Here is a 25,828-nt window from a genome sequence, read left to right as displayed (position 1 = left end):
TTGGATACATCCTACGTCTAACTGAATTCTATGTCGCGCAGGGATTGGGGCTGGCCCCGATCTGCCTTGCGCTGTATCCGCCGTTGGCGGCGGACATCCTGCCGCATGGCTTTGGCCGTCACGTAATCATGACGTATCTCATCCGGCGAGGCAAAGACGGCAGAGCCCGGAACAGGGCGGTCATCCGCCTCAGCGACGGCCGCAGCATCCGGAGCCGGAGGGAGGGTGCTGAAACGCTGCCCGGCCTCTCCCAACTCACGGACCGTCGTCATGAACTTCCGGAACAAGCGGTACCCCAGCGTCACATGGAGAAGCAACGCAAGGGCAATAAGCGCGATCCACAACAGGACCCAGAACCACCAAGGCATTTGAGTAGTCTAGCCAGCCGAAGCTGGAGTCGAAGAGTCGTAGGCGGCTAAAGCGCTGTCCAGCCAGGAACGTACCGCCTCTTTGACGGTCAGCGGTTCCAGGATCCGCGCGGAACCGCCGTGCTGGGAGATAAACATGGGAACCCAGTCCGCGTTGCCGAACCGCACCTCGGCGAGGAGGCCGCCGTCGGGCAGTCCAGCGGTTCTCTCTGCGTAGTAGTCGTCAGCCAATCCCGCACCCTGCCTGGTCAACTGCAGCACCACCACTGCGTCATCCTCTCCAGGGGTGAACAGTGCAGCCGGGAAGTCTCCCCCCACACTCGCCACACCCGAGGCCGGGCGGCCATTCGCCTCCAAGGACTCCACCCTGTCAAGACGGAAATTGCGGAGGCCGGACTTGCTGTGGCAGTAGGCCTCGAAGTACCACGTGTCGTCCATGGAGAACAAACGCAAGGGGTCGATGTCCCGTTCCGTGACCTCGTCGCGTTGTTGGGACAGGTATCGAAGCCGCAGTTGACGGCCATCCCGAATGGCGCTGGTGATGAGCGCAAAGTCCTTGGACTGCCGGGGTGCCACGGATTGTCCGGCCACGGCTCCTGCCAATCGACCGGCCGTACCCGCAGCGCCGGTGAGTTTGAGGGTGACCGATTCGAGAACGCTCCCCGGCTGCTCCTCCGGCATTCCGGCCAATTCCGGGAGGTCCCCCAGCATGGCCAACCCGGTCAACAGGGCCGCTGCTTCGTCCTCGCTGAAACGGACAGGCCGGTTCAGGTCAAGGTGCTCGGAGATGTACACGTGGTCGTTTTCCCACTGGATGTCCAGGAGGTCGTCCGGGTACCCCTCCGGGAGTCCGGAGCAGATCAGGATCTTGAGGTCATCAATCAGCGCTTTGCGGGTGATCCCGAAACGGTCCGCTACTTCCTGGATGTGCAGGCCCTGGTGGTGGACGAGGAAGGGCACCAACTGAAGCATCCTGGCCAGCTGGTCCTCGGAAGTGCGCTTGCGCGCCCGAGGGGCCGGTCCTGCCTCCGGGAAAGCCACGGGGACGGGTGGGGCAGAGTCGAAGTCGGCGGCGGCCCTCAGGCGGCGAACGACGGCGGCACGGAGGTCGGCGGGTCCAACGACCCTCACGTGGGGTCCGTAGGAGGCCAGCTCTTCGGCAAGCTGCTCCGGGTCGCGGAACTCAACGGTCACCACGTCGCGTCCACGTCCACGAGGATCGGGATCAACCGAGACGGCCCTTCGCCGCAGCGCCAACACCCTGTCCGGCTTGACCGCCAAGGAGGCCTGGCGAAGGGGCAGCTCGTTCAGTGCTGCCAGTTCAGCGCGGGCATCGAAGCCGGCGGGCGGTTCAAAGGTGGTGCCGGAGAGGACGGTCACGGCGGTGGTCATGCGGGTGAGCCTGAAGAGCCGCTTCGCTTTCCGCGCCGTATCGTGGCCCACCAGGTACCACTGGCCGAACCGGTTGCCCAAGCCCCACGGTTCCACCACGCGGACTTCTTCCTGCCCGGTACTGACGGCGAGGTAGCCGAAACTGACCGGATGTCTTCCGTGCATGGCGGCCACGACGTCGTCGAACGCCTGGCCGGGAGGCCTGACCCGCGGTTGCACCCCCGCGGGGAGTTCGACGTCGGTGAAGCCGCCGGCCGCTTGAAGCTTCCGCACGGCGTTGGCAGCTGCAGAGCCCAATGCCGCGCGTTCCCACAGCTGGGCGGCCAGGAGCAACACGGTGCTTTCGGCCGGTGTCAGCCTTACCTCGGGAAGCTTGTTGGAATCTTTGCCGATGCGGTACCGGGTGGAAGCGGGATCATCAGCGCCGAAGCTCCGGGGGTCGGTCAAGGTTTCAATTTCAAAGCCGAACTGCCGCAGGTCCACTTTGTCGCGCTCGAACATCCGCCCAAAAGCGACGTCGCTTTCCGCAGAATCATGGTAGACCTTCTCGCGCAAAACGGCGCGCGACAACCCCACCTTGGTGTTGAGCAGGGCCAGGAGGAGGTTCAAGAGCCGTTCAGTGCGGGATGCAGACACGGTTGCTACGTTACTAAAGTCCGGCCGGAAACCAGCAAGGCGCGTCACCGTCCGGTGTTCCGGACAGTGACGCGCCTTGTGCGTGGTTGTGCTGGTCCTAGCGGACGCCCACCAGATCCACAACGAAAATCAGGGCTTCGTTGGGCTTGATGGCTCCGCCGGCGCCACGGGAACCGTAGGCAAGCTCCGACGGGATTTCCAGGCGACGGCGGCCGCCCACCTTCATGCCCAGGAGGCCCTGGTCCCAGCCCTGGATGACCTGGCCAACGCCGACGCGGAAGTCCAGGGGCGCTCCGCGTCCCCAGGAAGCATCGAATTCTTCGCCGGTGGACCAGGCGACGCCAACGTAGTGGGTGGAGACGGTGTCTCCGGCCTTGGCCTCGGTGCCGGTGCCCTCGATGAGGTCGGTGATGACGAGTTCGGTGGGGACATCGCCCTCAGGGAAGTCGATTTCAGGCCTGGTGCGGTCAAAGTCACGCTGACCAAATGACATGGTTGCTCCTTTGGGAGGTAGAGGAAGAGTTGCCGGGAAACAGCCTATGACAGTGCCCGGACTCTTGCAGAAGTATTGGGAAGCTACTTGACGCCGAGGATGTCGACGACGAACACGAGATCGCCCTTCGCATCGCCCTGGCCGGCTGCACCGTAGGCAAGATCCTGCGGGATGACCAGAAGAACGCGCGAACCAACCGTCTTGCCTTCCAGCCCCTGGGTCCAGCCCTTGATGACGCCGGTGAGCGGGAAGCTGGTGGACTGGCCGCGATCGTAGCTGGAATCGAACTTGGTGCCGCCGGCCAAGGTGACGCCCACGTAGTTGACCGTCAGGGTGTCAGTGGCCTTGACGGCAGCGCCGGTGCCCTTGATCAGATCCTGGGAAATCAGTTCCTTGGGAGCTGCAACGCCGTCTACGGAGATCTGCGGGATTCCCTTGTCGTCTTCCTTGACAGTGGGCAACCCGGCCGGCGGGGTCACGGTTTCACCTTCGGGTTTCTGCAACACGGGTGCAGCGTCCTTGGCGGTTACCAGCTTGAAAACAATCAGCTTGGCCGAAGCTGCGGGAGACGCTGTTGCATCACCGGGAGCGGCAATAGCTATGTGGCTGCCAACCTTGGCTCCCACAATGGCGTTGTACATGGCGGCATTCTGGGTCTTCAGCTGATCGTTGATGTCCAACTTCTCAGGATCACCCGTGAATGTGTCTTCGAGCGATGAACCATCGTTCCCGTCCAGCACCACGTAGGAAAGCTCGACCGTCTGCCCGGCCTTGACGGCGTCGCCGCTTCCCTCGCTGACCATTTTCACGGTCGGCTGGGAGACAGTAAGGGGCTTGGCGAACTCGACACCGGGGGTCTTCTTGTCCCCATTGTCTGTCACCTTGACGGAGTCCAGCTTGGAAACATCACCCGTGGACTGGCTGGTGGGCTGGTTGGCCGGGGTTGCCTCTCCCCCACAAGCGGTGATGAGCAGCAGGGCAGGGAGAAGGATTGCTAGGAGTCGGCGCACAAAAAGACACTTTCGTCGGGGCAAGGGACACTCGGAAAGACGCGTCGCGCATCCAAGATCTGGGCCACTTTGGAAGAGACCGTTAATCAGGATAGCCCGTGAAGCTGGGAGTCAGCTCATAGAGTCAAGCAGTGCATCCACCCTCTCGTCCACGCTGCGGAAGGGGTCCTTGCAGAGAATTGTCTGGTGGGCGCGGTCATTGAGCTTCAAGTGCACCCAGTCCACCGTGTAGTCCCGGCCCAGCTCCTGGGCGCGCCGGACGAAGTCGCCGCGAAGCTTGGCCCGCGTGGTCTGGGGCGGGGCATCCACAGCATCCTTGACGTCCGTTTCATTGACCAGGCGGCGTGCTGCGCCCCTGGCCTGCAACAGGAAGAAGATGCCCCGTTGCCGCGAGATGTCGTGGTACGTCAGGTCGAGCTGGGCGATGCGGGGAGAGTCAAGGCTGAGGTCGTGCCGGCGCATGTACCCATCCATGAGCTTCTTCTTGATGGCCCAGTCAACCTCGGTGTCGATGCTGGTGGTGTCTTGGCTCTCGATCGCGTTCAGTGTCCGCTCCCACAGATCCAGGATCAGTGGCACGTGTGGGTTGTGTGCACCGTTGGCCGCGACGAACTCGGTGACCTTGGAGAGGTACTCGCGCTGGATGTCCAAGGCTGTGAGTTGCCGCCCGTTGGCCAACCGGACCAATGCGCGGCCGGTGAGGTCGTGTGAGATCTCCCTGATGCTTCGGATCGGGTTCTCCATGCGCATGTCCCGCATGATGACTCCGGCTTCGATCATGCGCAGGATGAGGTCCACTGTTCCCACTTTGAGAAGTGCAGTGGTCTCGGACATATTGGAGTCCCCCACGATCACGTGCAGTCTCCGGTAGAACTCGGCGTCTGCATGTGGTTCGTCGCGGGTGTTGATGATGGGCCGTGACCTGGTGGTGGCTGAGGAGACACCTTCCCAGATATGGTCTGCGCGCTGCGAGAACGCGAAGGTTGCACCATGCGGGGTCTTCAGGACCTTGCCCGCACCGGCCAGGAGCTGGCGGGTCACCAGGAAGGGAATCAGGATCTCTGCCAGCCGGGAGAACTCGCCCCGGCGTGGAATCAGGTAGTTTTCGTGGCTGCCGTACGAGTTGCCGGCAGAGTCCGTGTTGTTTTTGAACAGATACACCGTGCCGTTGAAACCTTCGGCAGCAAGCCTGGTCTGCGCTTCATCCACGAGGTCGTCCAGTATGAGCTCTCCGGCACGGTCGTGGGCAATGAGCTGTGCGAGGTCGTCGCACTCTGCCGTGGCGTACTCAGGGTGCGATCCCACGTCCAGGTACAACCGGGAGCCGTTGGTGAGGAAGACATTGGAGGACCTGCCCCAACTCACTACCTTGCGGAACAGGTAGCGGGCCACTTCCTCAGGGGCCAAAGGACGGGAATCCGGGCTGGAATAGGAGATGCCGAATTCCGTTTCGATACCAAATATCCGTTTGTCCATCTCAGATCTCCTCTGTGAGCAGCCGGGCAGTGTCTTCCGGCAACAATCGCCGGAACGCCCGGCGGGAGCCCAGGCTGCTTTCCGAATTCCGGTACAGGACAGCGGCCTCGACGGCTGTGGCCTGTAGCGGGCCTTGTTCCGGGTCCTTGGCCAGCGCCTGGAGCGCCAAGCGGATGGCGCCGGCAAAGGTAAGTTCCCGTTCCCAGGCCCCGTCAATGATTTCAGTAATTTGTTCGGCGAGACCGCCCATCACCACAAAGCCGTTTTCGTCGGCGATCGAGCCGTCGAAGGTCAGCCGGTACAGATGATCCTGTTCCTGCGTCCGGCCCACTTCGGCGACGGCCAGTTCCACTTCAAAGGGCTTCTGTTCCGCCGTGAAAACCGCGCCGAGGCTTTGGGCGTAGACGCTGGCGAGACCGCGCGCTGAAACGTCCTCGCGGTCATAGGAATAACCGCGAACATCTGCGTAGCGGACGCCGGCCTGCCTGAGGCTCTCGAATTCGTTGTATTTGCCAACCGCGGCGAAGGCAATTTTGTCGTAGATCTCACCCAATTTGTGCAGGGTGGGCGACGGATTCTCGGCAATGAGGGCAATACCCTCTGCGCAACTGATGACGATCACCGAACGGCCGCGGGCTATGCCTTTCCGCGCGAAGTCCGCACGGTCCTTCATCAGCTGTTCAGGAGATACATAGAACTGTTGTGTCATCTCAGGCCTCCCGTCCGGCGATTGCCCGTGATTCCACGATGTTTCCCGCTATGGCAGCGAGGTCGTGTTCGGGTACCCGGCGGTTCCCTGCCCGGTTGACTGTGTAGACCACCGGCCACAACTGCCGGACGGGATCCGGCCCGCCTGTTGCCGAATCGTCGTCGGCTGCGTCGTACAGTGCTTCAACTGCCACGGAAACGGCCGCCTCTTCCGTGAGGTTTGGTTTCCACAGTTTCTTCAGTGCGCCCCTGGCGAAGACCGATCCTGAACCTACGGAGTGATGTTCCTGCTCTTCGTAGCGGCCACCGGTGACATCGTAGGAGAAGAGGCGCCCGATGCCGGACGATTGGTCGAATCCGGCGAACAACGGCACCACGGCCATGCCCTGCATGGCCATGGGAAGGTTCCCGCGGATCATGGCGCCAAGCCGGTTGGCTTTGCCCACCAGGCTTAGGAGAGTTCCCTCAATTTTTTCGTAGTGTTCCAGTTCCACCTGGAAAAGCCGGGTGATATCTATGGCCAGGCCAGCGGTTCCGGCGATGCCAAGCACGGAATACTGGTCAGCCGGAAAGACCTTTTCAATGTGCCTGCTGGCGATGATGTTGCCCATGGTGGCCCGCCGGTCCCCTGCCATCAGGACGCCGCCTGCATAGGTCAAGGCCACGATGGTGGTGGCGTGGGGCGACGGTGGCACCATCCCGGCGGGAAGTGACTGGCTGAAAGGCAGAAGCTCGGGGCGCGAACGTTGGAGGTGTTCCGTAAAGGACGATGTCGCCTGATTGGCCAAGGGGCCAGTGGATGGTTCCTGCAATGGTTGCGCTCCTTCGACTCTGCTGTCAGCTGCCCGGCGGCCTCGCGCCGCCCAGGCATTACCTCCGTGGGTGGACGCTTATTGCCCACCCTTTTGTACAAAAGCCCTGACGAATTCCTCAGCGTTGGATTCCAGGACTCCGTCGATTTCATCCAAGAGGTCATCCACGCCCTGCGTTGCATCCGATGCTTGCGCTGCGGGTGCGGCCGGCGGTGCCTCGGGGATGTCCACGTCCGTGTCGGATTCCCGTGACTGCGGTTGTTGCTGCTCCTGACCTGCCATTTTCTTTCTCCCTACTTGTCAGCCTCCTTGGAGATGGAGACTTCCTACTGCCATACTGCCACGCTGCGCGCCGCCTGGTACGGCTTTGCGCAAGCATCGACACCCGCGTGCCGGAGGGCCCTCAGTTCTTGGCTTGCGGGGGGTTCTGTCCCATCAATTCGGACAGGAATGATCCCGCGTCCTGATGCCGGTCGAACAATGCGCCCGTTAACGTTTCCGTACCCCTGAGCGGTTCGCGGGTAGGAACTCTCTGGAGTTTCCCCAGCCCCGGAACATCGAAGATCACCGAATCCCAACTGGCGCCCACAACGTCCTTGCCGAACCTCGTCACACAGCGGCCGCGGAAGAACGCACGGGTGTCGGTTGGTGGTTCGCCAACTGCCCGGGCAATCTGTGCGTCATCGACTATGCGCTGCATGCGCTCCCTGGACAGCAGCTTGTAGTAGAGGCCCTTCTCGGGGCGGATGTCCGCCCACTGCAGATCGATCAGGCCAAGCCTGGCATCGTCCCAAGCCAACCCGTCGCGGTTCCGGTAGCCGTCCAACAATGACTTCTTTGCCACCCACTCCACTGACGAGGCTGCGGCCTGCACGTCCGTTCCCAAAGTGTTCAGCGTCGACTCCCAACGCGCCAGTACCTGGTACGTGTGGCCGTCACCGGTGACGGAGTCTGCCACCCCGGTTTCCTGGGCGAGCTTCGCAGCTGCCTCAAAATACATCCATTGCAGGTTCAGGGCTGTAACCCGCCGCCCGTCCATGAGCCTGACAGTCGCAGCCAGTGTTGGGTCGTGGCTGACTGTTTGCAGCCCCTGGACGGGTTCGTGAACCTCAATCCGCGGAGCCACACCCGCCTCGATAAGGCTCAGCACCATGGCCGTGGTCCCGAATTTCAGGTAGTTGGAAACCTGGCTCAGGTTGGCATCCCCAATAATGACGTGAAGGCGACGGTACTTGTCAGCAGTCGCGTGGGGTTCATCCCTGGTGTTGATGATGGGACGGCGGATGGTGGTCTCCAGGCCAACCTCGGCCTCAAAGAAATCCGCACGCTGGCTGATCTGGAACCCCGGCGTGGAACTGTCCTGGCCGAGTCCAAGGCGCCCTGCGCCACAGATCACTTGGCGGGACACAAAGAACGGCGTGAGCCCGCGGATGATATCCCCGAACGGAACACTGCGGGGCATGAGGTAGTTCTCGTGTGAACCGTAGGACACCGACTTGTTGTCAGTGTTGTTCTTGTAGAGGTTGATGGCAGGAAGGGTGGGGTCCGCGGCGACTTTGCGGACGGTTGCCAAGGCAACCAGGTCTCCCGCGGCATCCCACGCCACAGCGTCCCGTGGGTTGGTGACCTCCGGGCTGGAATATTCGGGGTGGGCGTGGTCCACATAGAGCCGGGCGCCGTTCCCCAAAACCATGTTCATCAACAGTGATCCCGACTCATCGGCACCATCGAGCTCCAACTCTTGGCGCCCGTATGCCAAGGCCACTGTCTCGGCGTCGAGGACAGGCGGTTGGTCCGTAAGCTGGCTGGGGTCCGCGGCGCCCCGGTCCATGGTCCAACCCCGGGCATCGTGGAGCGGTTCCTCGTCCGTGTAATCCCAACGGGTCTCCGCTCCACCCGCTGCCCGTTGCCTGGTCACGGCCGAATAGGCCTGGATGATCCTGGCGGACATCATGGTGGCGTTGGCCCCGGGTGCCGCAGGGGCATGGATCCCGTATTCAGTTTCCGACCCCATGACGCGCATGGCGCCACCAACAGGCAATGCCCCGGCGGGTGTTCCCTCGGTCCTTGCTGTCACAGGTACTGGCCCGTGTTGGCGGTGGTTTCAATCGACTTGCCGGGTTCTTGGCCCGCCTTGCCCTGCACGATGGTCCGGATGTAGGTGATGCGCTCACCCTTTTTACCGGAAATCCGTGCCCAGTCATCAGGGTTGGTGGTGTTCGGCATGTCCTCGTGCTCACGGAATTCGTCCACCACTGCCCGCAGCAGGTGATCGATCCTGAGGCCCTTCTGTTGCGTTGTCAGAAGGTCCTTGATGGCGTACTTCTTGGCGCGGTCCACCACGTTCTGGACCACAGCGCCGGAATTGAAATCCTTGAAGTAGAGCATTTCGGTGTCACCGTTGGCATAGGTGACTTCCAGGTACTCGTTGGACTTCTCCGTGGAGTACATGGCTTCGACTGTCCGCTGGACCATGGCGTCAACAGTCGCCTGAACGTCACCGCCATATTCGGCCAGATCCTGCGAATGGAACGGCAGGTCAGTGGTGATGTACTTGGCGAAAATGTCCGCGGCTGCCTCGGCGTCCGGCCGTTGGATCTTCACCTTCACGTCCAAGCGTCCAGGACGCAGGATGGCGGGGTCGATCATGTCCTCGCGGTTGGAGGCGCCGATCACAATGACGTTGTCCAGGCGCTCAACACCATCGATTTCGCTGAGGAGCTGCGGGACGATGGTGGTCTCGACGTCGGACGAGACACCTGTTCCACGTGTCCGGAACAGCGAGTCCATCTCGTCAAAGAACACCACCACGGGGCTGCCGTCCGAAGCTTTCTCGCGGGCACGGGCGAAAATCAGCCGGATATGGCGCTCGGTTTCGCCCACGTACTTGTCCAGGAGTTCCGGACCCTTGATATTCAGGAAGTAACTCTTGAGGTCGGTGTTTCCGGCACGTTCCGCGGCGCGTGCTGCCAGGGAATTTGCCACGGCCTTGGCAATGAGCGTCTTGCCACACCCCGGAGGGCCATACAGCAGGATGCCCTTGGGGGCCTTGAGCCCGTGCTCCCGGTACAACCCCGGATGCAGGAACGGCAGTTCAACGGCATCGCGGATCTGTTCAATCTGGGGACCCAGGCCACCGATGTCCTGGTATGTGATGTCCGGAACCTCTTCGAGGACCAGGTTCTCCACCTCGGCGCGGGGTACTTTCTCCAGGACGTAGCCGGTGCGGGAATCCAGCGAAAGGGCATCGCCAACCTTCAGGTGGAGACCCTGCAAGGCGCCGGAAAGCCTGACCACCCGTTCCTCATCGGCACGTCCCACCACCAGGGCCCGGTCCTTGCCCAGCATCTCTTTGAGAGTGACCAGCTCGCCTGCCCGCTCGTAGCCGAGGCCGGCCACCACCAGCAAGGCCTCGTTCAACAGGACTTCCTGGCCAACGGCCAACTGGTTGATGTTAACCAAGGGGCTGATGCCAACCCGCATCTTGCGGCCGGAGTTGAAGATGTCGATTGACTCTTCCGTGGCTGCCTGGCCTGAACTTCCGGCCGTGGCTTGCCTGCGGGGATTGATTTGGATCACGGTCCCGAAGCTGTAGGGCGGCTGGCCCTCCTGCTCCAAAGCGCCCTTGAGGCGAAGGATCTCTGCCTTGGCCGCCTCCAGCATGCTGACCAGCTTGCCGTTGTTCTGGGTGGCAGCGGCGAGCTGGCGGTCGATGTGGCGGAGCTTGTCCCGGAGGATGTTGATCTGCCGCTCAGCGACAGTTACCTCACTGGTGGATTCCGGTGGTTGTACCGGCTCGAGCCCCCGGCGTGCGGCCTCACCTGCTGCAGCGTGTGCTTCGTCCGGCATCTGCCGGCCACGGTCGTTGTTTGACGTATCCACGATTCATCAGCCCCTTCCTGCGCTTAACAAGACCTTAGTCCCGAAAAGCGCGGGGTGCCGGATGACATCCGGAATGCGGACCCTATTGTGACCTTGGTCAGTTTGTGACTGACGGACCATCCTGAACGTTGGTTCCAGCGATTGCGTCACGGGCGGCCCGCCTGAGCTTTTTGTCCGACACGGCACGCTCCCCCACTGCACCGGGGGTCCAGGCGTTGAGGTCTTCTTCCCTGAACTCGGTCTTGGAGGGGCGTCGTTTGACGGAAATGCCGGTGACGCCGTCAGCCAGCCGGCGGGTGACCAGCAGGAAGCCGGTGTGTGCCACCATGCGGTGGTCCGGCCGGACTGCCAGGCCTTCGAGGTGCCAGCCGCGGACCATGGATTCCCACGCGTCAGGCTCGGTGAACCGGCCGTCAGCGCGGATCGCTTCGGCAGTGCGGGACAGCTGGGTTACCGTTGCCACGTAGTTGATCCACACTCCACCGGGTGCCAGGACAGTTGCCACGGCATCAAGGCATTCCCAGGGAGCGAGCATGTCCAGGACCACTCGGTCAACGGATCCTGGAGCTTCAGCCTTGACCACTTCCTCCTGGAAGTCTCCCAGGGAGATCTGCCATGCCGGGTGGGGGCCACCGAAGATGGTTTCCACATTTCCGCGGGCGATGTCCGCGAATTCTTCCCGGCGCTCGAACGAGTGGAGGTAGCCGCCGTCGCCCACAGCACGGAGCAGGGAGATGGAGAGAGCACCGGAGCCCACGCCTGCTTCCACCACACGTGCCCCAGGGAAGATATCGGCCATGGTGACGATCTGGCCGGCATCCTTCGGGTACACCACAGCGGCACCTCGCGGCATGGACAGAACGAAGTCCGAGAGCAAGGGGCGGAGGGTCTGGTACTGCTGGCCCACGTTGTTGCTGACCACTGAGCCATCAACCTTGCCGATGATTTCATCATGGTTGAGGAAGCCGCGGTGAGTGTGGAACGCGCCGCCCACTTCCAAGGTGACGGTGTTCATCCGCCCGCGTTCGTCCGTGAGCTGGACCCGCTCGCCAACACGGAACGGACCACGCCGGCGCGCTGCACCGGTCGGCTGGACTGCCGGGGTTTGTGCCGGGTCATTGCCGTCGATTGCTTGGTGGGCGGCGGTTTCGCTGCTCATGTGGTGTTCCTCGCTCCTGTACGGCATAACCGCGACGTATTGCTGGCTGGGCGCCAAAAATTCAAGGTGTTCTGTAAAACCACCGGCAGTCACTCTACCGGCAATGGACTCAGGCGTGCCCGTTCCTGCGGGGTTCCTTGCCTGTAATGGCAGTCACCACGGCCTGTTGCCGCAGCAGACCGGTGACGGTTCCATTGTGGTCCACCACCGCATATTCGCCACCCTCCAGGCGTGAAAGGTACTGGATCAGCTCTTGGCCTTTGGACCACTCGGGCACATAGGCGCCAGCGGCCAGTGCGTGGGCGACTGCCACCACAGGCGTGCCGGCAGCAGCCGCGGCTGGGACTGAGGCAACAGCTGAATGGTCAACCACGCCTTGCGGCTTGCCATCCGGACCACAGGTCACGACGGCGGGACTCCCGGCCGGGGCGATGTCCAGGACGTCCGCCACGGAAGCCGAGTTGGGGATGCCCACAGCGCGTTCGGCCAGTCCAGCGGCGGTAACCAGATACAGCCGGCTGCGGAGTTTTGCGTGGTGGATGGAGCTGGACGCGCCCATCCACAGGAAGCCGCAGACCAGCACCGTAATGCTCAGGAACAACAGGTCAGGCAGTTCTCCGGTGGTCAGGGGCCGTACCACCAGCCAGAGAACCAAGGCGACGGCGATGATGCGGCCGGACCAGCCCGCGGCAACAGTGCCCTTGTCCTGGCTTCCCGTGGCTTTCCAGACGGCAGACTCAACCAGCCGGCCGCCGTCGAGCGGCATGCCGGGGAGGACATTGAAGATGCCAATCACCAGGTTGGCCAGCATGAGGATGTCCCCCAAAGCTCCCCAGATTCCGGTCAGGGCTCCTGTGGACTGGACCAGCCACATGACTCCGGCGATCACGAAGTTGGACGCCGGGCCGGCCAGCGCCACCACCACGGAGCGGCCCGGCGTCGCGGTGAAGTTCTCAAACTGGGTGTGCCCGCCCCAGAGATTCAGGACGATCTTTTCCGTGGGCCACTTGTAGGCGCGCGCGCTCAGGGCGTGCGCGAGTTCGTGGACCAGAACGGAGATTGCCAGTAAAAGCGCAATCGCAAAAGCGGCAACATAGGCCCAGATCCCCAGTTTGGGGAAGTATCCGGACAGGACGGGGCCGTAGGCGATCACGGTAAAGGCTGCGATGACAAACCACGAATAAGCGAGAAATACCGGGATGCCGGCGATCCTGCCGAGGGGAATGCCCTCTTTCTTGGCGACGGCGTGGTGCGGAGTGGACGGGCTGGTCACCTAGTTGGCCCCTTCAAGCAGTTCTTTGGCAGCAAAACGGTGATCCACCAAGCGCCTGAGGTCCGCTGCGGTCCGTCCCACCAAGGTGTCCCATTCGATCAAGCGGGGATCCTCAGGCAGGGGCACTTGATGCGGGACGCCCACTGTAACGACGCCGGAGGCCATTGCGGAGGTGGCACCAGGAATGGAGTCTTCCAGGGCCACGCAATGGTGGATGGTGAGTTCGTCGTCATCCGCGCGGAGGCGCTCAACAGCCGTGAGATATGCCTCTGGGTGCGGCTTGCCGTGGGTCACGGTGTCACCTGTGACCATGAACTCAAAGAATGGTTTGGCGAGGCTCTCCACCACAACTCCCGCCAGGGGCCCTTCGGACATGGTGACCAGGGCGCAGCGGATCCCTTCCTGGTGAAGGTCTTCCAGGAGCTCGCGTGCACCAGGCCGCCACGGAACCTCCCTGCGGACCTGCTGTATCACCTGGGCGCTGAGGGTGTCGACGATTTCGCGCGCCTCAAGGTCCACTCCGGCCTCTTGGAGGACACCGGCAGAGTGCATCAGTGACTGTCCCACCAACTGCATCGCTTGCTGGTGGGACCACGTGCCGCCATGGGACTCCACCAGGGCATGCTCAGCTGCGATCCAGTACGGCTCAGTATCCACAAGGGTGCCATCCATATCCCAGAGCACGGCTTTGAGGGAGGGCTGGCTGGGTGAAGAATGCATGGCTTCAAGTCTACGTGGAACGGAACCGGCAGCCGTCCGCGCATTGCGCTGTGGGCGAATACCGGCGGCGCACCGCCGTGAAATGCCATGCATCGGAAAGGGTCTTGGACGTAGGGTGAGTGGATGAACAGTGTGGAAGGGATCCCCGAAGGACAGGACAGTGCTGCGGAGCCCGAGCGTTTCCTCAAGGAACCAGCGGCGGGTCAGCGGGTGACCGTGATGATCGCGGCTTTCGAGGGCTGGAATGACGCCGGTGAAGCCGCAAGCGACGCGCTGCACTACCTGAACAAACTGTGGGACGGCAAGAAAGTGGCCACGGTGGATGCTGAGGAGTACTACGACTTCCAGTTCACCCGGCCAACAGTACGGCGGACATCGTCCGGCGTCCGGAAGGTCAAATGGCCGTCGACGCGGATGTACAAGGCGTCAGTGCCCGGCACCAACGTCGATGTGGTGCTGGTCATGGGCACGGAACCGTCCTACAGGTGGCGGGCCTACACCACCGAATTGCTGGTTCACGCCGAAGCCTTGAAGGTTGATTCCGTGATTCTGGTGGGCGCCTTGCTCGCAGACGTGCCTCACAGCCGGCCGATTCCCGTCAGTACCACAACGGAGGACAGCCCGCTGCGGGAACGGCTGAACCTGGAAGCTTCCCAGTACGAGGGCCCAGTGGGAATCGTGGGCGTGTTGGGCGAATTTGCCCTGCTGGCAGGTCTGCCCACTGTTTCGCTATGGGCCGCCGTGCCCCACTACGTTGCCCAGCCGCCCTCCCCCAAAGCCCAGCTGGCCATCCTGCACAAAATCGAGGACCTGCTCCAGGTTCCGGTGGACAGCCTGCCCCTGGCCGAGGAGTCGGAAGCCTGGGAGCGTGGCGTGGATGAGTTGGCCACGGAGGACCCGGAAATCGCTGCCTATGTGCGCCAGCTCGAGGAAGCCAAGGACACCGCGGATCTCCCCGAAGCCTCGGGGGAATCAATCGCCAGGGAGTTTGAGCGCTACTTGAAGAGGCGGGGAAAAGAGCGCCCGTAGCCTTGCGCACCATAAGAGAATGGCCCTGACGCGCAGTCAGGGCCATTCTTCGTTCATAAGGGTTTTCGCGGGTTCTAGAGCTCCACACCAAGCAAAGCATTGATGGCATCGCGGACACGCGCGGCATCCTGGGCCGAAGCCGGTGAGTCGTTCTTCTGCGCTTCGCCCGCCCAGCGATCCACGGCGGCTAAAGCCCCTGGGGCGTTCAGGTCATCGGAGAGCTCAGCACGCATGGCCTCAATCAGCGGCAGGGACGAGCCCTCGTGGGCAGTATCCAAGGCTGAGCGCCACTGGCGAAGGCGGGTTTTTGCTTCAGCGAAGCCTTCCCCGGTCCAGGACCAATCAGAACGGTAGTGGTGGGCGAGGATGGCCAGGCGGATGGCAGCAGGTTCCTCCCCCGCAGCCCGGAGCTTGGAGACCAGCACGAGGTTGCCCTTGGACTTGCTCATTTTTTCGCCGTCAAGCCCCACCATTCCTGCGTGGGCATAGTGGCGGGCCAAGGGAACTCCAGAGAGGGAGTACGCGTGTCCGGCGCCCATTTCATGGTGCGGGAATACCAGATCCGATCCCCCACCCTGGACGGTGAACGGAGCGGGAAGATACTTCTGGGCGATCACGGTGCACTCGATGTGCCAACCGGGCCGGCCGGCACCCAGGGTCGCGCCGGGCCATGAGGGTTCGCCGTCGCGGGCCACCCGCCACAGCAGGGGGTCCAACGCATTGCGCTTGCCTGACCTGGCAGGATCGCCGCCACGTTCAGCGAACAGCTCAAGCATGTCCGTCTCGCCCAATCCCGACACGTCGCCGAGCTTCCAGGCGTCAGAGGCATCTGACTTCTTACCGGCCGCTTCGACGTCAAAGTAGACGTCGCCGTCGGGTTCCCCGTTGGCGCCCTTCACGCGGTACGCCACGCCGTCTGCCACCAGTTGCTCAATGGCAGGGACAATATCCGGAATGGCTTCCACCGCACCGATGTAATGGTCCGGCGCCAGGACATTCAAGGCATCCATGTCGCCGTGGAACAGGTCGATCTGGCTTTGGGCCAGCTCCCGCCAGTCCACTCCGGTGGCGGTGGCGCGTTCCAAGAGGGGATCATCCACGTCCGTAACATTCTGGACGTAGGAGACGCGCAGGTGGGCATCCCGCCACGCACGGTTGAGGAGGTCGAACGCCACGTAGCTGGCGGCGTGGCCCATATGGGTTGCGTCGTAGGGGGTTATGCCGCACACGTACATCGACGGTTCCGGTTGCCCATGGACCTCCACCACCCGCCCAAGAGCGGTGTCGAAGAGACGGAGCGTCGGCATGGTGCCGGGCAGTTCGGGTACAGGGCGGGAGGTCCACGATTTCACGACTCAACCTTAGTGCTAGGCACTGATGACACCGAAACCGAGCAGGACATACAGCGCGAGGCCCAGCAGGATCCGGTACCAGACGAAGAGGCGGTAGCTGCGGGTTGAGACGAACTTCAGGAACCAGCCAATGATGACGTAACCCACTACGAAGGCGATGACCGTGGCCAACGCGATCTCAGGCAAACCGTAGGGTCCGGCCAGTCCTTCATTGGAGACGGTCTTGTACAGCTGGTAGAGCCCACTGCCGAACACGGCCGGGATGGCCAGGAGGAACGAGTAGCGTGCCGCGGCTTCACGGGTGTACCCCATCAGCAAGCCGGCCGTAATGGTGCCGCCGGAGCGGGACACTCCCGGAATCAAGGCCATGGCCTGCGCCAGCCCATAAAGGATGCCGTGCTTATAGGTCAGCTGGGTGAGATCCCGTTCCTGCCGTCCGATGGCGTCCGCAACGGCCAGGATCATGCCGAACACGATCAACATGGTGGCGACGATCCACATACTGCGCAGCACCGATTCGATCTGGTCCTGGAAGAGCAGGCCGAGCACGATGATGGGCAAGCTGCCCAGGATGACCAGCCACCCCATTCGGGCGTCGGGGTCGTTGCGCTCCACCTTCCCCGCCAGCGATCCAATCCACGCCTTGACGATCCGCACGATGTCCCGCCAGAAGTAGACGATGACGGCGGTTTCCGTTCCCAACTGCGTAATGGCAGTGAATGCTGCACCGGGATCGGAAGCGTTCGGCAGGAATGAGCCGACAATCCGCAGGTGCGCACTTGAGGAGATGGGGAGGAATTCGGTCAGGCCCTGCACAAGGCCCAGGAAAGCAGCTTCAAACCAGTTCACGTGAATAGACCCTACGTCATGAAGTCTGGAATCTGCCCGTAAGCTAGCAGCTATGCAGCAGCGTTATGTCGGAAACAGCGGGTTCCGCGTCTCCTCTTTGTCCCTTGGAACCATGTCTTGGGCACAGGAAACCGACGAACAGGATGCGGCTGAGGTCCTGCATGGCTTCATTGCCGGCGGCGGGACCGTCATTGATACCGCTGCTTCCTATGGCCAAGGCCGCGCCGAAGCCATGCTGGGCTCCATGCTTGGTGATGTGGTGGCCCGCTCCGAGGTGGTCATCTCCACTAAGGCAGGAGTGATGTCCACAGATTCCCGCCGGAGCGTCAATGCCTCCCGGGGCGCTATGTTGTCCGCCCTGGACGCCAGCCTGGCCAGGTTGGGAACGGACTACATCGATGTGTGGTTTGCCCACGAGTGGGATCCGAATGTACCCCTTGATGAGACCCTGTCCGCCCTTGAGCTGGCCCAAAGGAGTGGCCGTGCCCGCTATGTGGGCATCTCCAACTTCAACGGCTGGCAGACGGCCAAAGCCGCCGCGGTGGCGGGATTCACCCTGGTGGCAAACCAATCCGAATACTCCTTGGTCCAGCGCAGCGCGGAAACAGAACTGATTCCTGCCGTGGAAGATGCAGGACTTGGTCTGATGGCTTGGGCGCCGTTGGGGCGCGGGGTGTTGAGCGGCAAGTACCGGGGCCAGATTCCGGCTGACTCGAGGGCTGCCCAGGGCCGCTTGGCCGGCTACGTGGAGCCCTACCTTGAAGCCAGGCCCTCGCGGGTGGTGGAAGCCGTGGCAATGGCCGCGCGCGGTTTGGGACGTTCCCCCATGGACGTGTCATTGAGTTGGTTGCTGTCCCGCCCGGGGGTAGCCACGGCCGTGATCGGTCCACGGAACGCGGTCCAGCTCAAGGAGTTGCTGGATTCACAACTCACGGACCTGCCTGCCGAGATAGCGCGGGCGTTGGAAGACGTTTCGGCCGGCTGATCCAAGCCCGTCTGACGCATGTGGCTTCTAGCGGCGGTCCAGAATGTCCAAAAGGTACGTTCCGTACCCGCTCTTGGCCACCTTGGCAGCTTGTTGGCGCAGTTCGTCGTCCGTCAGATACCCCATGCGCCACGCCACCTCTTCCGGAGCCCCGATTTTGAGGCCCTGCCGGTTCTCGGTGGTCCGGACGTAGTTGGAGGCATCGTTGAGATCGCTGAACGTTCCTGTGTCCAGCCACGCAGTGCCCCGGGGAAACTTCTGCACGTGCAAGGTGCCGCGTTCCATGTACAGACGGTTGATGTCAGTGATTTCCAACTCCCCCCGTGGGGAGGGTTTCAGGGCCTTCGCCATGGCCACTACGTCGTTGTCGTAAAAGTACAACCCCGGGACGGCGTAATTGCTCTTGGGATTCTGTGGCTTCTCCTCAATGGAAACGGCCATGCCGTCGTCGTCGAATTCCACCACGCCGTAGGCCGACGGATCCTTTACCCAATATCCAAAAATCGCACCGCCTTCAACGTCCGCGTATTTCCGGAATTGGTTACCCATCCCGGGGCCGTTGAAAATATTGTCGCCGAGGATCAGGGATACTTTTCCGTTCCCGATGTGCTTCTCCCCCAGGATAAAAGCCTGCGCCAAGCCGTCGGGAGTGGGCTGTTCGGCGTAACTGAGGTTGATGCCGAACTGTGAGCCATCCCCCAGCAAACGTTGGAATTGGGCAGCATCTGCCGGGGTGGTGATCACCAGGATGTCCCTGATACCGGCCAGCATCAGGGTGCACAGCGGGTAATAGATCATGGGCTTGTCGAAGACGGGAACCAATTGTTTGCTGATTCCCAGCGTGATCGGATGAAGCCGCGAGCCCGTGCCACCTGCAAGAATAATTCCCCGCAAATCTGCTGTCCTCCTGTCTGCCCAGTCCAGCCGCGGACGGCTACTCTTGGGCCATGCAGAGAATCCTTGTCACCGGCGGGGCCGGATTCATCGGATGCAACTTTGTCCACTTCATCATGGAGCACACCCGCCTGCATGTCACGGTGCTGGACAAATTGACATACGCCGGGAACCGGGAATCGCTCAATGGCCTGCCCGGCCACCGCTGTGAATTCATCCATGGTGACATCTGTGATGCCGCCCTTGTGGAGGCATTAGTGGCCTCAGTGGATACGGTGGTCCATTTCGCCGCGGAGTCCCATAATGACAACTCCTTGGATGAGCCGCGGCCTTTTCTGGATACCAACCTCATGGGGACTTTTACCTTGATTGAAGCCGCCCGGAAACATGACACCCGGTTTCACCACATCTCCACTGACGAGGTTTACGGTGATCTGGACCTGGACGATCCCGCGCGGTTTACCGAAGACACTCCTTACCGGCCAACCAGCCCCTATTCGGCCACCAAGGCGGGATCGGACCTGTTGGTCCGGGCCTGGGTCCGGTCCTTCGGGCTGCGAGCCACCATCAGCAACTGCTCCAACAACTACGGCCCTTACCAACACGTGGAGAAGTTCATCCCCCGGCAAATCACCAACATCCTGGATGGCAGGCGCCCCCGCCTCTACGGTTCCGGGCGAAACGTGCGCGACTGGATCCATGTTGAGGATCATTCATCTGCGGTGGTGGCCATCCTGGAGCGTGGACGGATCGGGGAAACCTACCTTATTGGGGCGGACGGCGAACGGTCCAACCGCGACGTCGTGGAAAGGCTCCTGGCGCTCGCCGGCCAACCCCCCGGAGCTTTCGACACGGTCGGGGACCGCCCGGGCCATGATCTGCGCTACGCGATTGACTCCGGGAAATTGCGTCGTGAGTTGGGCTGGACGCCTGGTTTCCGGGATTTCGACGCCGGATTGGCTGACACAGTCCAGTGGTACAGGGACAACGAAGCGTGGTGGCGTCCGCACAAGACGGCCACGGAAACCAAGTACGCCGGCCAAGGCCACTGATCCATGGAACCTGCACCCGCGCTCAGCTCACGCACCACCTCCATTCCCGGCCTGCTGCTCTTCGAGCTGCCGGTCCACGGCGACCAGCGTGGTTGGTTCAAGGAGAACTGGCACCGGCAGAAGATGATGGACGCGGGTTTGCCGGACTTTGGCCCCGTTCAAAACAACATCTCGTTCAATGCTGCCCGCGGCACCACCAGAGGCATCCACGCCGAGCCCTGGGATAAGTTCATTTCCCTGGCCACCGGGCGGATCTTCGGTGCTTGGGTGGATCTGCGCCAGGGCCCCGGCTTTGGGCAGACCTTCTGCGCCGAACTGACGCCGGGCCAGGCGATATTTGTGCCCAGCGGCGTAGGCAACGCCTTCCAGACGCTCGAAGAGAATACGGCGTACACCTACCTGGTCAACAGCCACTGGAGCGCCGAGGCCCAAAAGGATTACACGTTCCTGAACCTGGCCGATGAGGGCGCAGCAATACCTTGGCCAATCCCCCTGGACCGGGCCACGGTTTCGCGGCAGGACATTGACCATCCCCGCCTCCCTGGGGTCAAGCCGGTTCCGGGCAGGGAGAGCCTCGGCGGACGCACCCTGGTGTTGGGTGCGGACGGTCAACTGGGGCGCGCGTTGAGGAAGGTCTACGCAGACTCCAGCACGGTGGACTTTGCCGGGCGGGCACAGTTCGACGTCGGCTCCGAGGCATCGTTTGGGGCGTTGGACTGGCGGAGGTACTCCACGGTCATCAACGCTGCTGCCTTCACTGCCGTTGACGCTGCGGAGACGGAGTCGGGACGGGCTGCCGCGTGGCGCATTAACGCAGCGGCCGTCGCACGGCTGGCGCGCGCCGCCGTCGACCATTCACTGACTCTGGTGCACATCTCCAGCGACTACGTTTTTGACGGAACAGCGGACGTGCACGCTGAGGACGAGCAGCCCACACCACTGGGTGTCTATGGCCAAAGCAAAGCTGCAGGCGACGCTGCAGCAGCCGTTGTGCCGCGGCACTACGTTGTCCGCACCAGTTGGGTTGTGGGCGACGGGGCCAATTTTGTCCGGACCATGGCCGGGCTTGCTTCCAAAGGCGCTGCTCCGTCCGTGGTGGCTGACCAATGGGGGCGGCTGAGCTTCACGGAAGACATCGCGGCGGGCATCAGGCATCTCCTGGAGTCCGGTGCAGCGTTTGGAACCTACAACATCACCAGTTCCGGGGAGCCGCGCTCCTGGGCCGATATTGCCCGCGAGGTGTACCGCTTCTGTGGTGCCAATCCCGGCGACATCAGCCCCATCAGCAGTTCGGCCTATGGTGGGCCAACAACAGCTCCACGCCCACGCAGCAGTGTCCTGGACCTGCGAAAGATCCAAGCCACTGGATTCCAGCCCCCGGCCATGACGGAGTGCTTGGAGACCTATGTTGCAGGCCTTGAACCATGGCGTCGGTGATCCAAAAGGAATAAAGTGACCCTACGGCAGCCCTTCAGAGGCAGGGCCGGGAGACAACTCAAGAAAATGCAGTAAGGGCAGCGACAAGCTGTCCGCGGCGATCCAGGCAGTGCAGCGGCCCCGGATCGCCGGTTGTTGTGCCAAGGCGTGCACTGAGCCTTGACCTGACACTCTGCCTTGACCTGAGTTGACCCTGAGCCTGGAGAGCCCCAATGCTGCTGCCGAAGACCGCGATCCGTCAACGCCCCGCGCCCCACCGCGTGCCTCGTCACCGGACATCACGTGGCACCCCGCCAGTGCAGCGGCCAGGATTCCCTCCACCACCGCCGCCGGCACCCAGTGGGGATCAGCATGTTCAGCTGGGCGGATCCCTGGTGGCCCTGATGGAGCAGGAAGACGCCATTGCACGCATCTGCACCAGGGCTTCGGACGGCGAAGGGAAACCGCTGGCTGTCTGTTCAGCCAACCTCGACCACATCCGTCATTTTGGTGCCGGCAGCCGCTGGGCCGGTGTGCTGGATCAGCCTCCGGGCCTGGAATGGATGACGTTAATTGATGGTGCGCCGCTGGCAGCGCAGGCAGCCCGGATGACCGGTCACGCCTGGCCACGGCTTGCAGGCAGCGACCTCATGGGGCCCTTGCTGGATGAGTTCGAGCGTCGGGGGCTGCGCGTGGGCTTCCTGGGTGGATCGCCCGGAGCCCAGGAACAACTCCGCCGCAGGCTTTCCGAGGAGCGGCCTGGGTTGGTGACGGCGGGATGGTGGTCTCCGGAACGCCCTGTGCTGACGGACAGGGATGCCTCCCTGCAGCTTGCAGCGGACGTGGCGGCCCGGCACATCGATGTCCTGGTGGTGGGGCTGGGCAAACCGAGGCAGGAGCTGTGGATTGCCGAATATGGAGAGCTGACAGGTGCCCGCGTCCTGCTGGCCTTTGGTGCCGCAGTTGATTTCCTTGCCGGCAGGATCAGGAGGGCGCCCGGCTGGGTCAGTTCCCACGGCCTGGAGTGGGCGTGGCGATTGATGCTGGAGCCCAGGCGTTTGGTTCGCCGCTACATCGTGGAAGGACCCGGGGCGTACGTGACCCTGCGAACCCACAGCACCGCCTCGGTGGAAACCGCCGCTGCCCCACGTCCGGCATCCGAGGGTGACGTCCCGGGTACCGCCTCGGGCACCGAACCGGGCCGCTTTGTACCCGCGACGGATACAGCCGACGTGGCGGTGATCGTGGTGACCTACAACAACGCCGAAGACATTGACGGTTTGGTGGCAGGGCTGCGTGGTGAGACCGCTGGCCAAACCATCAAGGTGGTGGTGGCTGACAATTCGCCGGACAACAGGACCCTGGACGAGCTGCGAAAGCACACTGACGTGATCGCTGTGCGGACCGGGGGGAACCTCGGTTACGCCGGCGGGATCAATAGGGCCATGCAGGCTGCAGGACCGGCGCGTTCCTACCTGATACTCAATCCGGACCTACGGGTGGAAGCAGGGGCGGTAGGCGCACTGCGCAGAAGAATGGCCGCCTCGGGGGCAGGCGTGGTGGTCCCTGTGCTGCTGGACGACGACGGAAGTGTCTACCCGTCCCTGCGGCGGGAACCGGGCATCCTGCGAGCGCTGGGGGACGGGGTGTGCGGTGGGCGGCTTCAGGGCAGGCCCGGGTGGTTGTCGGAGATGGATTTTGCTGCTGAAAGTTACTGTCATGCGCACGTGGTGGAGTGGGCTACGGGGGCTGCGTTGTTGATTGACGCCAGGGCGGTGGGCGAGGTTGGCGATTGGGATGAGCGGTTTTTCCTGTATTCGGAGGAGACGGATTTTTGCCGGCGGGTGCGGGAGGCCGGGTTTGCTGTGTGGTTTGAGCCGTTGGCGCGGATGTGGCATGAGCGTGGGGGGTCGGGGTCGTCGCCGCAGTTGACGGCGTTGATGGCGGTGAATCGTGTGAGGTATGCGGCGAAGTATTTCGGGCGTGGCTCGGTGGGGGTTTTTGCGTCAGTTGTGCTGGCGGCTGAGGTGGTGCGATCGGCTGATCCGGGGCATCGGGAAGCGGTGTGGTCTTTATTGAGGCCTGTGCGGCGGAGGGCTTTGCCGCGTGCGGTTCCGTATGGGGCAACCTTGCCTGTGGTGCCTCCCCCTGTGGGGGCTGTGATCATTCCTGCCCACAATGAGGAGTCGGTTATTGGCCGAACCCTGGACTCGTTGGTGGAGGTTGTTGGCTGGGGAACCGTGGAAGTGGTGGTGGCCTGCAATGGCTGTACTGACCGCACGGAAGAGATTGTGTCCGGCTACAGGGGTGTTCGTTGCCTGCATGTGGGGGCTGCGTCCAAGCCGGCGGCGTTGAACGCGGGCGATGCTGCTGTGGGGTTGTGGCCCCGTTTGTATCTCGACGCCGATATTGAGGTCAGTGCCGGTGCGGTGCGGCAGACGCTCGTGTCCCTGGCGGATGGTCCTTTGCTGGCTGCACGCCCTGCTTTCCGGTACGACACCCGTGGTGCCTCGTGGCTGGTGCGTTCCTATTACCGTGCGCGTTGCAGGGTGCCGTCCACGTCCCGGGCGCTGTGGGGGGCTGGTGTTTATGCTTTGAGCCGGTCCGGCCATGAGCGGTTGGGGGTGTTCCCGGAGTTGAGCGGGGATGACTATTTGGTGGACAACTTGTTTTCCGAGTGTGAGAAGGCGGTGTTGGCTGGTGGGGATGCGGTGGTGGTGAGGACGCCCCGCACCCGGGGTGCCTTGGTGGCTGTTCTCCGCCGTTCGTACAGGGGCAATGCGGAACAGGACTCCGCAAAGGGCGGCAGTTCGTCGTTGCGGACGCTTCGTGAGGTGGTCTTGTCCATCCGGGGGCCGTTCTCGGCAGTGGACGCCGCGGTGTACCTGGCCTTCGCGGCGGCAGGCCGTCGTCGTTCCTTCCGGCGTGGTGGGCCGGAAGCTGAACCGGTGTGGGAGCGCGATGACAGCAGCCGCTAGTCAGCGGCCGCAGCCGTCGCCGCCCTCCACACGGTAGAGGTGGACGGCGTTTCCGTCTGCGAAGGTATCTGTGAACCGACCATCCACTACGGGAATGGTCCGGTTTTCGTCGATGACGACGGCGGTGCTGCCGCCGCAGGTGAGCGTGAAGGTTGCGGTGCCTCCGGTGTACTTGTTCGCCCCGGCGAAGAGATAGACGGTGTGGTTGTGGATTTTGGTGGTGATGTCCACCGGGCCGGTGGCTGTGACGGCGCCGTCGAGGAAGGGGGCGTTGAGCACGGGGGCGAGCGTGGTGATTTGCTGGTTGAGGGCTTTGACGGTTGGCCGCACCTGGGTTCCGCAGTCACGCAGGACGTGTTGGGAGATGCAGTCGCCTCCGAAGTTGTGGTTGAAGTAGATGACGCCCCGTGCGCCGTGGATGAGGCTGCTCCATACTGCGGCACGGATTTGGGGTCCGGTGATGGTGCTGGCTCCTGGCGAATCCTTGAAGGGATGTCCGGCTTCCACGAACGCCCAGATGGGGGTGGCATGTCCTGATGGCTGGAGTCCCCTGAGGCGGTACACTGTCCAGCCGTAGTTGGCGGCCAGACGGCATTCGGGTTCGGTCAGGTCCCTGGTGTATCCGTTGAGGGCCCCTCCTTCTCCCTTGGCGCAGATGTTGGGGTCGGTGAACCAGTAGGTGTCGGCTGAGACCAGGTCCTGGGTGTTGCGGAAGAAGCCTTGGGATTCCTCGTCAGAGAGCCAGAAGGCCACACCTTTGCCATAGTTTGCGTAGAGCATGGACCCTTGTGGTGCCACTGCACGGCGTTCCTTTTGGACCGTGTAGCCGCACTTGCTTTCTTCCGGGACGCAAAGGGCCCCTTCCCCGGGGTATCTGCCAGTCCAGGGGGTACTGCCGGGCCCCGCCCACATGTCCACTTCGTCGCTGAGTGCGAATCCTGAGGCATCGGTGGATTCGAAGGTGGGGATGGCGTACATACCGGAGGCTTTGACCAGTTGCAGGTCCGAGTTGGCGGTCAGTTCCACGTAGGTGTTCAGTGCTGCGTCGGTGTCGAGCGCAATGTTGCCTTTGTCCAGGACGCTTTCGAACCAGACGGCAAGGGGAAAGTACGACGGGTCCGTTGGCAGGCCGTTGGTGAACTTGGCGTAGTAGTCCGGACCGCCGTCCACGGGGCGCACGGTGACTCCGTCATGGGGCGCCGGGGTTGAGGTGGACGTGGCGGGTTTCGGTGTGGGAGCAACGGCGTTGAGTGGCGGAACCCCGGTGGCCAAGGCTATTGCCATGGCAGCTGCCGCCACTGTGGAGGCTGCGAGGATGGCAGGGGTCTTCGATTTCACGGGTCA

The 25,828-nt window shown here is 62.8% G+C and carries 22 protein-coding genes; 5 read left to right on the top strand and 17 right to left on the bottom strand.

Translation table 11 applies throughout. The features are described from left to right. Positions 1-17 precede the first annotated feature (17 nt). The 13 genes from JOE60_RS09505 to JOE60_RS09445 form a co-directional block, all read right to left on the bottom strand. Positions 18-368 (bottom strand): hypothetical protein, encoded by a 351-nt coding sequence (locus JOE60_RS09505; protein WP_167266383.1) that lies wholly within the window; start codon positions 366-368, stop codon positions 18-20. 9 nt (positions 369-377) lie between these two features. Next, complete coding sequence (locus tag JOE60_RS09500; protein ID WP_204814900.1) at positions 378-2,396, bottom strand: WYL domain-containing protein; 2,019 nt, start codon at positions 2,394-2,396, stop codon at positions 378-380. A gap of 97 nt (positions 2,397-2,493) precedes the next feature. Further along, positions 2,494-2,889 (bottom strand): FKBP-type peptidyl-prolyl cis-trans isomerase, encoded by a 396-nt coding sequence (locus JOE60_RS09495; RefSeq protein ID WP_167266391.1) that lies wholly within the window; start codon positions 2,887-2,889, stop codon positions 2,494-2,496. Between the two features lie 83 nt (positions 2,890-2,972). Beyond that, positions 2,973-3,899, bottom strand: a complete 927-nt coding sequence (locus tag JOE60_RS09490) for an FKBP-type peptidyl-prolyl cis-trans isomerase (RefSeq protein ID WP_167266395.1) — start codon at positions 3,897-3,899, stop codon at positions 2,973-2,975. A gap of 111 nt (positions 3,900-4,010) precedes the next feature. After that, on the bottom strand, positions 4,011-5,375 hold the full coding sequence (pafA, locus tag JOE60_RS09485) for a Pup--protein ligase (RefSeq protein WP_167266398.1): 1,365 nt from the start codon (positions 5,373-5,375) through the stop codon (positions 4,011-4,013). A gap of 1 nt (position 5,376) precedes the next feature. After that, positions 5,377-6,084 (bottom strand): proteasome subunit alpha, encoded by a 708-nt coding sequence (gene prcA, locus JOE60_RS09480; protein WP_167266403.1) that lies wholly within the window; start codon positions 6,082-6,084, stop codon positions 5,377-5,379. Between the two features lies 1 nt (position 6,085). Further along, positions 6,086-6,895, bottom strand: a complete 810-nt coding sequence (prcB, locus tag JOE60_RS09475; RefSeq protein ID WP_167266407.1) for a proteasome subunit beta — start codon at positions 6,893-6,895, stop codon at positions 6,086-6,088. A 78-nt stretch (positions 6,896-6,973) separates the two neighbouring features. After that, positions 6,974-7,177, bottom strand: coding sequence for a ubiquitin-like protein Pup (locus JOE60_RS09470; RefSeq protein WP_167266411.1), 204 nt, complete (start codon positions 7,175-7,177; stop codon positions 6,974-6,976). A gap of 121 nt (positions 7,178-7,298) precedes the next feature. After that, a complete protein-coding gene (gene dop / locus JOE60_RS09465) occupies positions 7,299-8,918 on the bottom strand; it encodes a depupylase/deamidase Dop (RefSeq protein ID WP_204814997.1) in 1,620 nt (539 codons plus the stop codon). Positions 8,919-8,968: 50 nt separating this feature from the next. Next, complete coding sequence (gene arc, locus JOE60_RS09460; protein ID WP_167266419.1) at positions 8,969-10,777, bottom strand: proteasome ATPase; 1,809 nt, start codon at positions 10,775-10,777, stop codon at positions 8,969-8,971. A 97-nt stretch (positions 10,778-10,874) separates the two neighbouring features. After that, a complete protein-coding gene (locus JOE60_RS09455; RefSeq protein WP_167266423.1) occupies positions 10,875-11,936 on the bottom strand; it encodes a tRNA (adenine-N1)-methyltransferase in 1,062 nt (353 codons plus the stop codon). A 109-nt stretch (positions 11,937-12,045) separates the two neighbouring features. Further along, complete coding sequence (locus JOE60_RS09450; protein WP_167266427.1) at positions 12,046-13,209, bottom strand: site-2 protease family protein; 1,164 nt, start codon at positions 13,207-13,209, stop codon at positions 12,046-12,048. Beyond that, positions 13,210-13,929, bottom strand: a complete 720-nt coding sequence (locus tag JOE60_RS09445) for an HAD family hydrolase (RefSeq protein WP_239528846.1) — start codon at positions 13,927-13,929, stop codon at positions 13,210-13,212. It abuts the gene before it with no gap. A gap of 123 nt (positions 13,930-14,052) precedes the next feature. On the opposite strand from JOE60_RS09445, the gene JOE60_RS09440 reads away from it, so the two are divergent. Further along, positions 14,053-14,958 (top strand): PAC2 family protein, encoded by a 906-nt coding sequence (locus JOE60_RS09440; RefSeq protein WP_167266435.1) that lies wholly within the window; start codon positions 14,053-14,055, stop codon positions 14,956-14,958. Between the two features lie 74 nt (positions 14,959-15,032). Here the strand turns inward: JOE60_RS09440 and mshC are convergent, their stop codons facing one another. Together mshC and JOE60_RS09430 are read right to left on the bottom strand one after the other, a co-directional pair. Further along, positions 15,033-16,310, bottom strand: coding sequence for a cysteine--1-D-myo-inosityl 2-amino-2-deoxy-alpha-D-glucopyranoside ligase (gene mshC / locus JOE60_RS09435; protein ID WP_167266439.1), 1,278 nt, complete (start codon positions 16,308-16,310; stop codon positions 15,033-15,035). 15 nt (positions 16,311-16,325) lie between these two features. Next, positions 16,326-17,159 carry an undecaprenyl-diphosphate phosphatase gene (locus tag JOE60_RS09430; RefSeq protein WP_167266442.1) on the bottom strand — a complete coding sequence of 278 codons (834 nt, stop codon included), beginning with the start codon at positions 17,157-17,159 and terminating at the stop codon, positions 16,326-16,328. Between the two features lie 52 nt (positions 17,160-17,211). Between JOE60_RS09430 and JOE60_RS09425 the strand changes: the two genes are divergently transcribed. Continuing rightward, on the top strand, positions 17,212-18,144 hold the full coding sequence (locus tag JOE60_RS09425) for an aldo/keto reductase (protein WP_167266446.1): 933 nt from the start codon (positions 17,212-17,214) through the stop codon (positions 18,142-18,144). A gap of 27 nt (positions 18,145-18,171) precedes the next feature. On the opposite strand, the gene rfbA is transcribed toward JOE60_RS09425, so the two are convergent. Further along, on the bottom strand, positions 18,172-19,038 hold the full coding sequence (gene rfbA / locus JOE60_RS09420; RefSeq protein WP_167266450.1) for a glucose-1-phosphate thymidylyltransferase RfbA: 867 nt from the start codon (positions 19,036-19,038) through the stop codon (positions 18,172-18,174). A 53-nt stretch (positions 19,039-19,091) separates the two neighbouring features. On the opposite strand from rfbA, the gene rfbB reads away from it, so the two are divergent. From rfbB to JOE60_RS18345, 3 genes are all read left to right on the top strand, one after another. Continuing rightward, a complete protein-coding gene (gene rfbB / locus JOE60_RS09415) occupies positions 19,092-20,090 on the top strand; it encodes a dTDP-glucose 4,6-dehydratase (protein ID WP_167266454.1) in 999 nt (332 codons plus the stop codon). A gap of 3 nt (positions 20,091-20,093) precedes the next feature. Further along, complete coding sequence (locus tag JOE60_RS09410; RefSeq protein ID WP_167266459.1) at positions 20,094-21,527, top strand: sugar nucleotide-binding protein; 1,434 nt, start codon at positions 20,094-20,096, stop codon at positions 21,525-21,527. A gap of 383 nt (positions 21,528-21,910) precedes the next feature. Then, positions 21,911-24,484 carry a WecB/TagA/CpsF family glycosyltransferase gene (locus JOE60_RS18345; RefSeq protein WP_239528845.1) on the top strand — a complete coding sequence of 858 codons (2,574 nt, stop codon included), beginning with the start codon at positions 21,911-21,913 and terminating at the stop codon, positions 24,482-24,484. Here the strand turns inward: JOE60_RS18345 and JOE60_RS09395 are convergent, their stop codons facing one another. Next, positions 24,485-25,822, bottom strand: a complete 1,338-nt coding sequence (locus JOE60_RS09395; protein ID WP_167266462.1) for a hypothetical protein — start codon at positions 25,820-25,822, stop codon at positions 24,485-24,487. Positions 25,823-25,828: the final 6 nt, after the last annotated feature.

Origin of the sequence: Paenarthrobacter ilicis (genome assembly GCF_016907545.1) — a bacterium.
GTDB classification, from domain to species: domain Bacteria; phylum Actinomycetota; class Actinomycetes; order Actinomycetales; family Micrococcaceae; genus Arthrobacter; species Arthrobacter ilicis.
Note: the sequence above shows the minus strand (reverse complement) of the source record. Positions and strands in the feature narration are given on the sequence as shown.